Raw genomic sequence first — 13,961 nt, 5'->3', positions numbered from 1 at the left:
AAAAATAACCCTAACCAAAATATGTATGAATACCATGCAATGATTTGTCACTCCGGATTCTGTCCCACAGGTCCTGTTTGAGTCGTTCCAGGGCCGTAGTATCGACTTCATCGGGCCGGGGATACTTTTCCATGATGGCCTGCAGCAGCGGTGCGGCGTGGATCAGTATGCTGTAATAGAACCAGTCCCCGGTGAGACACGCGGCGTAGAGAATTTCATTTTCTGAAAGAGATTCCCTGGCCGGGCAGGTGAAGTTCTTGCTCCGGTAGACGTTGTAACAGTCACGGTTCCGGTCGCCGCCGTTTTCCGGGTACAGGAAACATCCCAGGGCCTCGTTGTCGTCGATGAAGGTGACATAGGGGCACTGGAGGCAGCCGTCGAAGAGCGGGTCCAGGGTCAGGGTAAAGGGGTGCTTGCGCTCACGGTAATAATAGGAGCCCGTGAGGTCGCTGCGGCTCGACTGTATTGTTTTGATGATATAATCCCTGCTGTAGTACCGGAAGGCCTTGCGCCGCCGGTACATGAGGGTGGCGATATCGCCGGGGGAAGCGTCATAGTTGTGGCTGCCGCAGCACAGGGCACATGAGGCGCCGTATCCCGGGCGGCATATATTTATTCCCCGTTCCATGGGCGCACTACTTTTTCCGCCAGGTCCCGCCGGAATTGATATAGTTTCTCACGGCCGTGAGGGCCTTGCGTACGCCGTTCTTCTTGAACATGGATTCGATGAAAGAGGGAACGTTCTTCACCGAAACATTGCTGCCGTACCGGGCCAGGGTTTTCCCGTTACCATAAGAATAGAGACGCCAGAAACCCTTGAGATCCTGGAGGTCATTTTTAAAGGACCTGTCCATGGTCCAGTAAAAGTATAAATTCTCCGCTTCGAACCGATGGATGACACGGTATACCACGGAAATCCAGGCAACCTTCAGCTTGAATTCAATGCAGTCCTTCAGTTTTTCCTTCTTGATGATTTTCAGTTCATCGATCTCCTCAAGGTATTTGATCTGGTCCTCGGTGTGATACAGGAGATTCCAGACCTCCTTCGGTGTTTTATCGAAAATGACGGCTGCCTGAACAAGGGCCTCTTTGGTTTCGGTCCCGGAATCATCGGTGGAAAAGATGATCTCTCCTGCGGCGAGTCCCTTTCTCTGTTCCGGCGAGAGTCCCTTCAGGCCGTCGGCACCGAAATCGGGCGCGGCCGCTGTTCCGGCGCTCACGGCAATCATGAGAAAAAATAAGATCAATACGGGCTTCTTCATATCCTGCTCCTTTTTATTTAACTGTCTTTGATTCAATAGGCGTGCCCTGCTCCAGGGTAAATTCATCGGAATACAATTCCGCGAAGGGCCCGCGGGGGGCGATAGCAAAGCGGTACAGGCCGTCACCGGCGGGACTGAGCCAGCGTGCCTCGTAAACCGCCATGGCCCGCAGTGAATAATTCCTCACGAGAACCACAGACAGGTCCATGCCCTGGCTGTCCACGGCGATGCCCTCCACGACATGCGTGGACCAGGTATCCTTTTTCCCCTTCACCTCGACCCGCACCAGGGTTTCGCTGAGATTGATCATGCCGGGAGCCGCGTCGCGCCAGCGAAAACGAAAGTACGATTCCTTTCCCTCAGGCCTGGCGCACCGTACCGGTTCCAGTACGGCCTTTCTCTGCCCCCGCGGCGGAACAGCCCGGGGATAATACGATCCGCTATAGAGCTTCAGCCTCAGGGACGGCGGGATGTGGCTGCCGGAGCCCTTTTCGGCCATCTCAACGGCCAGTCGTCCCGCATGGACGGCGATAAAGAGGCCCGTGTCAGGACCGTAGAGATTGCTGGCCCCCTCGTAGTACTGGAGGGAATATTCCTCGGGCGTATTCACGTAGCCGCAATAACCGTTGGCCGTGTCAATGACAAAGGCCCGCCCCAGTCCCTTCATACCGGCCTTTTCTGCCGATTCCCGGGCCTGCCGGGCGATGCGGCGCCCCATCTCGAAGGTCACCTCCCAGGGAAGTGGTATCATGAGAAAATCGCCGACGCGGATAACCTGGGCCAGGTAAAGACGGGGATAATGACGTGTTTTAAAAAGGAGCCGTCCCAGGAGTCCCAGGGCCACGCGCTTGTGCCCCTGCTCGCCCGCACCGGATTTTTTCGGCATGCCGGGCCTGAAGGGCGGAATGAAACTGAAGGGAGTCCGCCTTCCCCTGCCCTGGGCCCCGCCTACCGAGGCGTATCCCGGCGCGGGATGTTTTGCAATGGTTATATTGTCAACGCTTCCCTCGCGGAGAAGGTCCAGGCGCCGCGCCCGGTACAGCACCGGGACCGTGCTCTTCAGCCTGCGGTCCAGGGACCGAAAGAGAGTCATGGTGGCCCGGGCTATCTCCCGGGCGAGCCTCTTCTGGTCGAGGAAATTTTCGTCGTAGTCCTCGGAGAAATTTGCGTTGCAGTCACCGTGGGTCTGGTTTGCCGCTGCCAGGAGGGGATGCCAGGCCGTGCCGTACCGTTCCTTTATTTCCCGCTCCACCATCCGTTCGACAAATCCCGTTATATCGCCGTTGTAGAGGCGGCCCAGCAGGGATGGATTCGTGTTGGGATGAATGGAAAAGCTCGTGAAGGCCCCCAGGGGCCGGTATGTGCCGCTACGGTCCAGGCAGTCCACCCGTATCATGTGCAGGTGAGGATTCACGGCGCGGTACATATCCTGCCTGCTCTCTTCGCTTTCCGTTTCACGGTTCAGGGCATAGGCCGGGAAACTGCGGTTTTTCGTGACACCGTAGAGCTCCGTGGAGCCCGTGGCGATCTTCGCCTTTTTGCGTCCCTTATATGCCTCTATAACGGCACGGGCGATCTGCCGTGAAATGAATTCGGCGCAGGCAGCATCATATCCCGCCGCATTTGATGCCATTTTATTATAGAAATGATTTTCGAAGATATTGCCGGGCCCCGAATGGGTGTGCGTTCCCGCCAGCACAATGCCTCCCGTATCCAGGTCCGTTTCCGGCGCCACGAGTTCGGCAACGCGGTGATGGACCGCCAGGCTGCCCGAGAGAAGATCGCACTGTATGAGGGCGATACCCCGCTCGCCCGGTGCCTTCAGGTAAAAGACCCTGGCCTTCAGGGTGGTGCGCACGCCCCGGCTGAAGCTTGAAAAGGTGGAAAAACCGGCCATGGGCATGCCCGGGGGCGGCGTGATATCGGCCTGTGCAGCGCCGGCCAGAAGGGAATCATGTTTTTTCGGTTTCAGTGCCTGATGATAGGGAATTCTCACCAGGACTTTCCTGTTCAGGGGAAGTAAGGACATGGCTGCCTCCGGGAAGAAATAGTAATGAGCGTCCGCTCAGTCTGTCCATGCTCACCGATCCCGGAAAGCATGTCAATAGTAAATTGGAAGATAACGGGTTTTTACCGGGGATATATTGAAGAGGCCGCAGTAATGGCCCTAGTCGTTGACGCGCTCCGTCAGGGCCTTGATGAGCTCATCATTTTCCAGGTAGCCCAGGCGTATGAGGATTTCACCCAGGAGGCCGCCGTTTCTTTTCTGATCCTCCAGGGCAAGTTCCAGCTGCCACTGGGTAATATTGCCGCCCTTCACCAGGAACTCCCCGATTCGTATATGTGGTTTTTCTTCGCTCATGGCATCAAGTCCTGACTCAATATGAATGTAACACGGAAAAGCAGATTGGTCGATAAAACAATTGGCGTCAATTGATTTTTTGCATTCCTATAACGTTAAATGCTGTCTTATACAGGGAAGCCCCCTAAATCCCCCAGAGGGGGACTTTTGAAGAATGCAGCGGGGCAAAGAATGAACTCAGGGAAGAACAACGGGCTGACAAGGCCCCCGGCGTATAAACCGGCTGCTTTATATAAATATTACGTCGCCGCCCCCGGAGGGGGCTTTACATAAAGGACACTGGTCAATCAATCCGGCAGGGAATTAAAATTTGTTTCATGTAACATTTTAACCAGTATACGCCTTGACAGGGAGGCGGTACAGGGGATATAGTCACGCTCTGCCGTTAAAACTTTTTACCCGTGGATGACAATGGACCAGCATAACATACAAAAAATGAATTCGTATTTCAAGAAGGCCGGGATTGAACTCACCCCGCGCCAGGCGGAGCAGTTCGCCCTGCTGCACGACCTCCTGGTGCGCCACAACGACGAGATGGACCTGACGCGCCTGCGCACCTTCGACGATATTATCGTGAAGCACTTCATCGATTCCATCTACTTCACGCGCTTCGTTGAAATGCCCGGTTCCCTCGTGGACATCGGCACGGGCGCCGGTTTTCCCGGCCTGCCCCTGAAGATCTACCTGCCGGGCCTGCATATTATCCTGGCCGAGCCCCGTCACAAACGCGTAACCTTCATGGAAATGGCCGTGAAGGAGCTGGGCCTCGAGGGCGTGGAGATATACGGCCACCTGGTGACGGACAAGTCCTTCTTTCCCGTGACGGGCGTCATCACCCGGGCCCTGGAATCGGCCGACGAGACCCTGACGCGCGTGGCCCACTTCCTCCCCGCCGACGGTACGGTGATCCTCATGAAGGGCCCCGAGGCCGGCACGGACCTGGAAGCCCTGTCACCCGCGAACCGCGACGAGTACGAGGCGGCGGAGAACATTCCCTACACCCTGCCGGGCACGGAATACGCCCGACGGATACTTCTCTTCCGGAAAAAGCGCTCCACCCTGACGCGGACCTACGTCATATCAAAGCACGAGGACACGGCCCTGGGCCAGGCCATCAGCTCGCCCGACAACAAGACCTACAAGGAACTGAAAAAGCTCACCTCGGCTGCCGGCATGAAGAAACAGGGCGCCCTGATCCTGTCGGGAAAGAAAATCATCGTCGAGGCCCTGGAAAACCCGTCAATAGAAAAGGACTGGCTCATCATCCACGACGGCTACGTGGAATATGACACCGCCATAAACCGCGCCTGCGACGAATACGCCGCTACGCGCCGTCTCCTCATCATGAAAAAAGGACTCTACAACGAGCTCGATACCTTCACAACCCGGGGCCCCCTCCTGGCGGCCCGCATGCCCGAGCTGCCCGAATGGGACGGCAAAGCCGAAAAGGGCTGCAATCTCATCATACCCTTCCAGGACCCGCAGAACGTCGGCGCCGTAATCCGGAGCGCCGTGGGACTGGGCGTGGCAAATATTATCATCACCCGCGAGGCTGCCCATCCCTGGAACCCCCGATGCCTGCGCTCTTCATCCGGGACCGTGTTCCAGGCACCCTTAAAGCGCGGCCCTTCCCTCTACGACCTGGACGAAACGGGCCTCGACGCCCCCCTCATCACCCTGGACAGCGGCGGAACGGACATACGCACCTTCACGTTCCCCGAGACCTTTTATCTCCTGCCCGGCATCGAGGGACCGGGCCTGCCGGAAAACCTGAAAAGCGGCAGCGTGTCCATACCCCTGGGCAGCGGCATCGATTCCCTCAATGCCTCCATGGCAGCGGCCATTGCACTCTATGAATGGATGCGGCAGAAGCCCGTCCGGTAAATTTAAATACGGGAGCGTCCCTATGAGCCAGCTCATTCTCAACGAAAGCGATTACAACAACGTCATTGAGGTGCCGCGCTCCGGCGTACTCGACGCAACCATAAGCACGGGCGAACGGGCCCGCCTCCATGAAATCGTGGAAGCCGACGAGCGCATAGAAAGCCTGCTCATCCCGGCCCAGTGCATCGCGGCCCGGAACCGGGCCCTGGCCAGGCAGATCGTCAGAGACTACGCCCCGGCCAAACACCTGGAGGTTCTCGTGGTGCTCACGGGAGGCGTCATCTTCGCCTCGGACATCTGCCGCGACATTTTTTCAGAAGGAAATATTCACGCCCGCTTCAACCTGATCAAAACCAGCGTCTACGACTCATCCATCAAGGGAAGCGGCGAGGAATACCGGGCTGTCCGCCTCCTCATGGAACCCCAGGACGTGGAAGGCAAGGACGTCCTCATCATGGAGGACATCACGGACCAGGGCTTCACCTTGACCTGGATGCTGAACTATCTCCGCAACGAGCGCCGCGTCAATTCCGTGAAAATATGCAGCCTCCTGGACAAGCGCCTGGCCAATCCCACAGAGAAAGTAAAACTCCTCCGCGACAACCTCACGGTGGATTACCGCGGCTTCATCATCGAAGACCAGTGGATCGCCGGGTACGGCATAGACACAGCCGACGACTTCAGGAACCTGCCGTTTATTGTGGTTATTAATGAGGGGTTTTTTAAGGGGTGAGAGATGGCCGGAACAAGGAACCCTTACTGTTTATTTTTATTGTTAATCATTTCCATAATAAGCATTAAAAATTGTATTTTTAATTGTTACTATTCGATCTAACTTATGAGTAAAACTTAAGTCCGACTTAAATGTAATCTCACTGACTCCTGCTGGTATTTCCCTTGGAACTTTAGGTATTTCACTTATATGATAAAAGATAAGTGAACTTTTTGCAATATTTAAATCAAAGCATTTAAATAAATTTTTTTGAAAATCTGTTCCAAGCGATTCAGTACATATTCTATCTACTTTGGATCTTAATTCAAAATCATCTCCAGCAATTTCTTTAGCATTATCCCATAAATCCAATAATGATAATCCACTAGATGATTCTTTAACTATAACTGAAGCAATAATTAAATCTATATTATCAGGTGGATAAACTTGTTGAAAAGAAAAATAATGACATCGTGTTTTAGAAGAACTTTTCACTTCTAATCGTGAAAGATCACAGCTAAAATCATATGTTTCATAAGGATCGTTATGCCAAGATTGTAGCATAAAAATACTATTTATTGAACTCACAATTATAAACAATTCAGACCATAAGCCAAGGATAGATTTCCGTGCTGGCTGTTTAAGTGATAGGAACAGACAAGTAAGTCTATCAATAATTATCGAAATATCTCGAGATGATACTGTTTCAGGAAGTGTATGTATAATAGAATCTATAACTCGAAGAAAATACCTCTTTATTTCGATATCATTTGATGTACACTGAATAATAGAATAAATTCCCTCTGAATAGCTATTATTTGATTCTACAATTTTAACTTTCAATCCATGCTCGATTCTAAGGTTTTCCATAATTTGATTTGCAGGGTATGTTTTAATATTCTTTGTAGAAATAAGAATAGCAGGCTGATTGTTGGAATCTTTACCGATATGTCTATCTGTATAACCAGGGATTTTTAAAGCAAAGAATACTACTTCCTTAGAAGATGAGATACTTTTTGAAGTTAGCTGATTAAATAAATCCTCAAGCTTACTCTTCATCAGAATCGATTCCACCTTGATTCTGTATCAATACATTAGTCTTAAGACGTTCGGGTAAGAAAATTGCAATATTAGCTACAGGATTATCGTATATCAATTTTTTATCGTTATCAAGTATATTTAACATATGAATTTGAACTGTAATATTATCATTAGAGTGGATATATCTGTCCCCTGCATAAATACTTCCTCTGATTTCTTTGGGATTTACAGGATAGGCTCCTTGAAACAGGTTGACTAATTCACCTTTGGCATCTAATTTTCTTTCTCTATTGATTCCTTGACTCATATAATAGACAGAACATTCCTCATCCGAAAAACTGTTTTCCAAAAAATTTCTCAACAGGATTATTATAGCAAGAAAATTTTGTGCATCTGATAGCCGAGTAAACCTTAAATCCAATAAAAGATTTTCATAAAGATGCTTGAGAGAAATTGTATCAGAAAATAAATGTCTTTGATATGGGGTTCTGTCTGGATGGCCATCATCCTGAGAAAGGGATATTGACTTAATAAAATTAAAAACTGTATTTCTATTTTCTATAATTGACTCTATTGAATCCTGAGGAGCTTGTGGATAAAACCATTCATTATTGAATCTAAGGATAGTATAATCAACATCGATTATACTATCCCTTGTTGCTTTAAAGCCTTGTGGTATTAAAAATGCCCTCCTTAAATCTCTAAGTGGTCGATTTTCGTATTCAATCAATCTATCTCTAATATCTTCCTCGTGCTGCACGTATCGAGTGAAAGCAATATTTAGTTCCCTTTCAATATAAATCCGACAATATCCTAAATAAGATCTTTTATAACCAAAAAATCTTGCACGCTGCTGTATTGTATCTGCTTGGCGCCCACCCACTCCTCTAGGCATATAAGTAACTGTTAAACCTTCAATAGTAAAACCACGATCTAGGGCTTGACCGCCTACTAGAATATGAGAAAAGGCACCTCGCCAATCTATCTCTGGAGTACGCCCTCTACGAGCATTTATTATTATTATTTCTGTTCTTCTTATAACTCGATGTATGATTGAATATAAAGAATCAAACTCTTCTAAGCTATCAATAGTGCTAGCTAAATCATCATATGCCAATCTGAACTCTTCTTTTAGATCGTTATAATCTGGGTCATCTTTATTAGCTAATATTGTTTTCCAGTTGTTTATTATATTGATAATCCAATCATAATATTGTTGATGCGGATCGGTTTTATGCGAAGGATGAACCATCATCGACCTATTACCATGCCCCATATGCCTGAGTTGAGTTGAAGCTAAACCGAGAAAAAATACTCGCAATGCAGCTAATAGACTTTCAGGAGGTTCATGAATTGGATTATCATTTGTCGGGATTTCATTGAATGGAATTTCCCTTAACAGATGCTGATTATTTATAAAAAAGTCTCTACCTCCTGTATAATCATCACCGGGCGTTAGAGTATTTGCAAAACCAGGTGATAGAATATCTATTAAATTAATAAGAAGAGGACCTTGTGGTGTAGCAGTATATTGCAAAAAAGTATGATGTGGGATTATTTCCTTTAGTTCTCTTAATCTTGTATATGTTGTACTTTCTTCACCCTGCTTAATAAGATTATTTAATCCTGCCTGATCTGCCTCATCATCAAAAATTAATACCGGTATTTTTCGGAGATCGACACACATAAACACTTCTCTGAGATTTGCAAGACGTCTATGATTCTTCATTGTGGTTATTAACAAAGTAGTGCGTTCTTTGAGAGGGACTGACGGATCACGCCATTCTTCAATAATATTATTTATTTGATCTTGAGCACGATTCTGAATATCTGGGTTATGTAAATGCCTCCATACTCTATCATCCCTTACCTCAAGTCGAAGATCTCTGTGGAGACGATCTCTTGATTGAGTGGTGAGTGGATTAGAAATCCCAGCAATTAAAATTATTATTGGAAAACCATTATCTCTTGCCAAAGTAGCAACAGTTGTAAAAGATAATGTTTTCCCACTTTGAACATAACCTAAAACCAAACCAGTTTGCTGGCCTTCTGTATCTAATGGCGAAATGCATTTGGATAAAATTGAAACTGCCTCATTTCTGACGACAATACGACTTCTTTCATTTATAGGCAAATGATTTAGTAATGCAATTGTTTCTTCACCTACTATAGGATTCCAATTATTGCTAACATTACTTACAATTTCAACTTCTTCCAATTGATCATCATTAGTATGATTCATTAAACCCCCTTATTCAAATTATGTTTGCCATAATGCATTTCTTAGTAATTCGTTGACATTTCTCCTAATTGTTCCAGCCTTTCTCACACCACTCTCTCTTGCAATCACTTCACTTAGACCAAGGGCAGCAGCTATTCTTAAAATTGGTTCTATTTCATCACAATCAGGACCTGAAAAACGCTCCATAAAGGGATGCGACAAAGATAATCTTAAACTTATTTTCCTGCCCCTGCTCTCTCCCAAATTTGAGGAAGAAGATTGATCACTTATTTGTAACCAATCTCCGACTGAGGGATCATGAGTAAGTTCAATAATAATAGTCCATTTATTCCCACTCAATTCTATATCAATAGATTTTTCTGTTACTTGTGTGTTAGTTTCTAACTCTTCTGGCAGAATAATTACCTTATCTTTATCATTAACAAGTGCTTCCATTACTTGAGGAGCATTTTCTTCTATAGCACGAGCAGTCCTTAATACGGCTGCTTGTGCACCTTTTTGATAATCACTAGGTTTTCTATCTACACGATATTCTCTCGCTTGCTGCAGAAGAGGGAACTCTTCTGTGCCTAAACTCTCTTTCAGTAACGCTAAAAAAGTTACCTCATTCTCATCCCACTGGAAGCCATCTTTTGTATGGCTTACCTCAAAACCTTCAAGATGAATTTCACCAAATACCCTCTGAAAAATAAATGAATTTGGCTTACCAAAAATATATTCTGGTCTATAACCCTCATCGGCACTTCCTTGTATAAGTCTATTTCTTCTAAATAATGCAAAACCTGCTTCTGAAGTACTTGCCTTTTTCCGAATTGCCGCAAAACCATATGCTTTTAATCCTAGGCCAAAATCAAAATTTATTTCTTTTCGCCATTCAATAGATTTTCCTTTAAGATTCTTGTAATAGGGAGCAATTAATATTTCAGGATTAATATATTGAATTGGTTCATTATAAAAGAATAACTGAAGCTTTTTTTCTCTAGTGAAAACTCTATATATATCTCTCAAATGATCTTTAATTTTAGATATTGTTCGGCCTTGAGGTTTGCGATAAAGATTCTCCAATGTTATTGTAGTGTAGTGTAAATTTGCATCAACTGTTTTAATAATTACATCTAATTCCTCGATCTCATCACTGACAATTTTTTCGATATCAAATTGAACCGTCTTTTCGTAGGGCTCACCAAGCGCTGAAGTTCTTACCGTCCAAATTGGAGAGAACCAACATGAAGCACTTTTCATCCCCATCCCAAATTCACATAAACCGCTTCTATCGGGAGGAATTTCTGCTGGTCTAAATGCTCTTGCAAAATCTTTTTCGTGAATCCCAGCAGCATTATCACGAATTATTATTCTTCCTTCGTCCAAGAGATCAATTTCAATATCAACTCTGAGTTTAAAATCACATTTCTCAACCTTAACTATTTCATCATAATAATCGTAAAAACTTTGAATCGAATTATCAACAAATTCTGCCAGTGCAAACCATGGTTTATAATTAAGATGCGGTAAAACTGATAGAATACTTACACCAGGTCGTATATTAATTTTATTTGAACTCTTTATCTTCATTACAATTTTTATTTAGGATTAAATATTACCAATAATGATTAATTTATTTGAAAAGGTGTTATTCTTTATCCGTACAATATTATCATTAGTTTTTAATAAATTAGAAAGAATAAGGTAGACAACATCAACGTTAACTGCATTTCCTAATGCTTTAAATGAGATGGTCATTGCTTGAGGCAGATGTTTTAATTCACCAAGACTTTGTAAATTTGCGCATTCTCGTGGTGTCATATATCTTCGCTCCCACGATATTATTGGAACTTGTGTTGTTGTCATTGCAATTAAGGATGGGGAGGTTGTTGGCCTCTTCACTCTTACGCCAGATGCTCTAAACTGTATTATATATTTCCAAATATCCCTCTCTTCGCCTTTGCAGTTCCATTCTAATTTTTGTAGGCTTGGTGGAAATTCTTGGATTTTGGGAATCCAGGGTTTGATCCATTTTTTATTCTTTTCATATATTGTTCTATTCTGTTTTATAAAGTTAATCTTCCATATGGGGAAAGCATTTTCCTGGGTCTTTGCATATGAAGGCAGTCCATCCATTCTTTGCTTCTTTTGATAATTATTTAATGCAATACCATAACTTCCTTTAAATTTTCCAAGACGTTGTAAGCCAATTGAATGCGGAGTATCTTTCTCATAAGGATAATCTGCTCCGAATTCCATTGACCAAATAGGAAAGGATGGGAGTTCAATATTTGATGGATATTTATTTATAAAATCCTGCCAAGTATTCAAACAATTAATTACTTGCCGAGATAAAGGTTTCGCGTCTTTTGGTTTTTTTTCCAAAAGGGAATTGATTGTTTCATTTTCAAAATTACTATTCTCTTCAGGCCATTTAAATAGATCTAGTTTATCAGTTGATCCAACAATATAAACTCTCTCTCTGATTTGAGGAATTCCAAATTTATGAGGAGATAATTTATTTTCACTAACTTGATACCCAATATTTATTAATTCATTTTTCATTTGGATCCAAGTTAATCCATTATTATGTTTAAGTAAATTAGGTACATTTTCTAAAATAAAATATTTGGGGTGGTGAACTTTTAATATTCTGATAACATAGTCAAACAAATCTCCCCACTGAGTACAAGATCGTCCCAATTGTTCGCCTGCTTTTGAGAACGGCTGGCAAGGAAATCCTGCACATAAAATATCATGTTGTGGAATATCTTTTAGTTTAACTTTCCTAATATCTCCATCAGGCAAAATATTAAAATTTATTTTATATAATTCGCGTAAATGCTCATTTATTTCGGACGCAAAAACACATTCGTGTCCCAATCTCTTAAGAGCTATATGGAATCCACCAAGCCCAGCAAACAAGTCGATAAACCTCAAAAGAAAAGACCTCCAAATTGCTAATATTATTACTTAAAAGAAAAAGGTTGTTATTTATTCATAATTTTTATTTTCTAAAAGCAATTATTTATTATAATCAAAATCAAAAATTATTCAGTTACGGAATATAAATACAATCTCTAAATGTCAACCACTATATAGTAGTTTTGGCAAAAGGAATGCATTCCGGCTCAGAGAATCGGGGCGAGTATGGGTTAAAGAATAAGTTTCAAGGTTCAAAGAAGATTCCTGCCCAACATCCCCCACATACAGTAAGCGAGTCCAGGGAGGTATGAACTCGGTGGCTGCGGTCGACCCACACGACGTGGGAAGTGCCGCTAAGGAAAAAGATTGGTTAAAAGTTCCAAGTTCAATGTTCAAAAAGATTCATGTAAAAAACTTCACCATAGAAAGTGAGGACAAGGATGTCCGAGGCGTTTGAGGCGACGCGGGGGTGGTGCAGGAGGGGCGCCGCGCTCGCGCCCCTTCTGCAAAGGGCCTGTCCCGGCCCCCCCGGGACATCCCACCCGGCAGAGGGATTCTGCCGAACTCCCAGGTTCCGGGAAACCGGAACATTAATCACCCGGCCGGAGATCCCGGCCACAACCCCCCGCCCAAGCGGACTCAAACCAATCGTATAGTAACCCTCTTCCCCAGCGCCTCGGCAACCTTCATCAAGGTCGACAGCTTGATATCCTCGGCATGATTCTCGATGCGGGAGATAGCGCTCTTCGTCGTCCGGATCTTTTGAGCCAGCTCTTCCTGGGTTAAGCCGCTCTTTTCACGTTCCCGGCGAAGAACCAGTCCGATTTTAAATTCCTCAAATCCCTCGTCATATCCCCGGGCAAAATCAGGATCTTTCGCCTTTCTTTTGTGTATGTATTTTTTCAGATCACTCATACGTGTCTCCTTCGCAGATAATCATTCCTGTATTCCTCAGCCCTTTTAATCTCATCACCGGGTGTTTTTTGCGTCTTTTTAATGAACCCATGGGTTAAAATTATTATTGATCCCCTGTCGAAAAAGCATAACAGACGATACACGTTGGAACTGTACTGAACACGGCATTCCCAGATATCGGTATTGACAAGCTTTTTAAAATACATCGCCGGAAGCACTCCCTGATTTTCCAATATGCCAAGAACCCAGGTGATTTTCTGCGCAGCCTTTCCCGGCAGAGAATCGAGAAAATCTTCCACGGGGCACTTCCCTTCGGCGGTTCTGTAGAAAAGTATGCTTCTCTTACTATTTTTCATGTTAGCACGCATGTGAACTCCAGTCAACCCTTTTTCCAAATCATGACCCGGACGCCGCCCCGGCCCCTGCATATAACACGAACGAACCAGCGGGAAATGGTGATATTTTTTTCAGGATTTTGAATTGATAATGGAAATAGTCATGCGGTGATGAAACCATGCGACCTCACCCCCCGGCCCCCTCTCCCACAGGCGAGGGGAAGTCTTGACATAAACTCATAATATTTGGATATGACAATCAGCAACCGAAAAGTGAGGACAAGGATGTCCGAACGCCTTG

At 45.3% G+C, this 13,961-nt stretch carries 13 protein-coding genes; 2 read left to right on the top strand and 11 right to left on the bottom strand.

Annotated elements, in window-relative coordinates:
* Positions 1 to 10: 10 nt before the first annotated feature.
* The 4 genes from CVV44_02090 to CVV44_02075 form a co-directional block, all read right to left on the bottom strand.
* Positions 11 to 628: a hypothetical protein gene (locus CVV44_02090; protein ID PKL40414.1), complete on the bottom strand. Its 618-nt coding sequence runs from the start codon at positions 626 to 628 to the stop codon at positions 11 to 13.
* Between the two features lie 7 nt (positions 629 to 635).
* On the bottom strand, positions 636 to 1,262 hold the full coding sequence (locus CVV44_02085; GenBank protein PKL40413.1) for a hypothetical protein: 627 nt from the start codon (positions 1,260 to 1,262) through the stop codon (positions 636 to 638).
* A 13-nt stretch (positions 1,263 to 1,275) separates the two neighbouring features.
* Positions 1,276 to 3,291, bottom strand: coding sequence for a hypothetical protein (locus tag CVV44_02080; GenBank protein PKL40412.1), 2,016 nt, complete (start codon positions 3,289 to 3,291; stop codon positions 1,276 to 1,278).
* Between the two features lie 138 nt (positions 3,292 to 3,429).
* Entirely contained in the window at positions 3,430 to 3,624 is a 195-nt protein-coding gene (locus CVV44_02075; GenBank protein ID PKL40411.1) for a hypothetical protein, read from the bottom strand.
* A 405-nt stretch (positions 3,625 to 4,029) separates the two neighbouring features.
* Here CVV44_02075 and rsmG point away from each other — a divergent pair, with 405 nt between their 5' ends.
* Positions 4,030 to 5,508, top strand: coding sequence for a 16S rRNA (guanine(527)-N(7))-methyltransferase RsmG (gene rsmG, locus CVV44_02070; GenBank protein ID PKL40410.1), 1,479 nt, complete (start codon positions 4,030 to 4,032; stop codon positions 5,506 to 5,508).
* Positions 5,447 to 6,241 (top strand): hypothetical protein, encoded by a 795-nt coding sequence (locus CVV44_02065; GenBank protein PKL40409.1) that lies wholly within the window; start codon positions 5,447 to 5,449, stop codon positions 6,239 to 6,241. Before rsmG ends, CVV44_02065 begins: the two co-directional genes overlap by 62 nt.
* A gap of 42 nt (positions 6,242 to 6,283) precedes the next feature.
* On the opposite strand, the gene CVV44_02060 is transcribed toward CVV44_02065, so the two are convergent.
* The 7 genes from CVV44_02060 to CVV44_02030 form a co-directional block, all read right to left on the bottom strand.
* On the bottom strand, positions 6,284 to 7,279 hold the full coding sequence (locus CVV44_02060; GenBank protein ID PKL40408.1) for a hypothetical protein: 996 nt from the start codon (positions 7,277 to 7,279) through the stop codon (positions 6,284 to 6,286).
* Positions 7,269 to 9,503, bottom strand: a complete 2,235-nt coding sequence (locus CVV44_02055; protein ID PKL40407.1) for an alpha-1,4 polygalactosaminidase — start codon at positions 9,501 to 9,503, stop codon at positions 7,269 to 7,271. The genes CVV44_02060 and CVV44_02055 overlap by 11 nt, the downstream gene beginning before the upstream one ends.
* Positions 9,504 to 9,521: 18 nt before the next feature.
* Complete coding sequence (locus CVV44_02050) at positions 9,522 to 11,075, bottom strand: ATP-binding protein (protein PKL40406.1); 1,554 nt, start codon at positions 11,073 to 11,075, stop codon at positions 9,522 to 9,524.
* Between the two features lie 18 nt (positions 11,076 to 11,093).
* The gene (locus CVV44_02045; GenBank protein ID PKL40405.1) at positions 11,094 to 12,425 is read right to left on the bottom strand and encodes a DNA (cytosine-5-)-methyltransferase; all 1,332 of its coding nucleotides are present in this window, start codon (positions 12,423 to 12,425) and stop codon (positions 11,094 to 11,096) included.
* Positions 12,426 to 12,795: 370 nt separating this feature from the next.
* Positions 12,796 to 13,029 carry a hypothetical protein gene (locus tag CVV44_02040; GenBank protein PKL40404.1) on the bottom strand — a complete coding sequence of 78 codons (234 nt, stop codon included), beginning with the start codon at positions 13,027 to 13,029 and terminating at the stop codon, positions 12,796 to 12,798.
* Between the two features lie 20 nt (positions 13,030 to 13,049).
* Positions 13,050 to 13,325 (bottom strand): transcriptional regulator, encoded by a 276-nt coding sequence (locus tag CVV44_02035; protein PKL40403.1) that lies wholly within the window; start codon positions 13,323 to 13,325, stop codon positions 13,050 to 13,052.
* Complete coding sequence (locus CVV44_02030; protein PKL40904.1) at positions 13,322 to 13,681, bottom strand: hypothetical protein; 360 nt, start codon at positions 13,679 to 13,681, stop codon at positions 13,322 to 13,324. The genes CVV44_02035 and CVV44_02030 overlap by 4 nt, the downstream gene beginning before the upstream one ends.
* Positions 13,682 to 13,961: the final 280 nt, after the last annotated feature.

It is taken from the genome of Spirochaetae bacterium HGW-Spirochaetae-1, assembly GCA_002839375.1.
Lineage (GTDB): Bacteria > Spirochaetota > UBA4802 > UBA4802 > UBA5550 > PGXY01.
The sequence above is the reverse complement of the archived record's forward strand: the minus strand, read 5'-3'. Positions and strand labels throughout refer to the sequence as shown.

What these genes read in the sequence shown, in the direction of transcription:
- CVV44_02090 (PKL40414.1), bottom strand. Translation starts at nt 628, where the DNA reads ATGGAACGGGGAATAAATATATGCCGCCCGGGATACGGCGCCTCATGT.
- CVV44_02085 (PKL40413.1), bottom strand. Translation starts at nt 1,262, where the DNA reads ATGAAGAAGCCCGTATTGATCTTATTTTTTCTCATGATTGCCGTGAGC.
- CVV44_02080 (PKL40412.1), bottom strand. Translation starts at nt 3,291, where the DNA reads ATGTCCTTACTTCCCCTGAACAGGAAAGTCCTGGTGAGAATTCCCTAT.
- CVV44_02075 (PKL40411.1), bottom strand. Translation starts at nt 3,624, where the DNA reads ATGAGCGAAGAAAAACCACATATACGAATCGGGGAGTTCCTGGTGAAG.
- rsmG (PKL40410.1), top strand. Translation starts at nt 4,030, where the DNA reads ATGACAATGGACCAGCATAACATACAAAAAATGAATTCGTATTTCAAG.
- CVV44_02065 (PKL40409.1), top strand. Translation starts at nt 5,447, where the DNA reads ATGCCTCCATGGCAGCGGCCATTGCACTCTATGAATGGATGCGGCAGA.
- CVV44_02060 (PKL40408.1), bottom strand. Translation starts at nt 7,279, where the DNA reads ATGAAGAGTAAGCTTGAGGATTTATTTAATCAGCTAACTTCAAAAAGT.
- CVV44_02055 (PKL40407.1), bottom strand. Translation starts at nt 9,503, where the DNA reads ATGAATCATACTAATGATGATCAATTGGAAGAAGTTGAAATTGTAAGT.
- CVV44_02050 (PKL40406.1), bottom strand. Translation starts at nt 11,075, where the DNA reads ATGAAGATAAAGAGTTCAAATAAAATTAATATACGACCTGGTGTAAGT.
- CVV44_02035 (PKL40403.1), bottom strand. Translation starts at nt 13,325, where the DNA reads ATGAGTGATCTGAAAAAATACATACACAAAAGAAAGGCGAAAGATCCT.
- CVV44_02030 (PKL40904.1), bottom strand. Translation starts at nt 13,681, where the DNA reads ATGAAAAATAGTAAGAGAAGCATACTTTTCTACAGAACCGCCGAAGGG.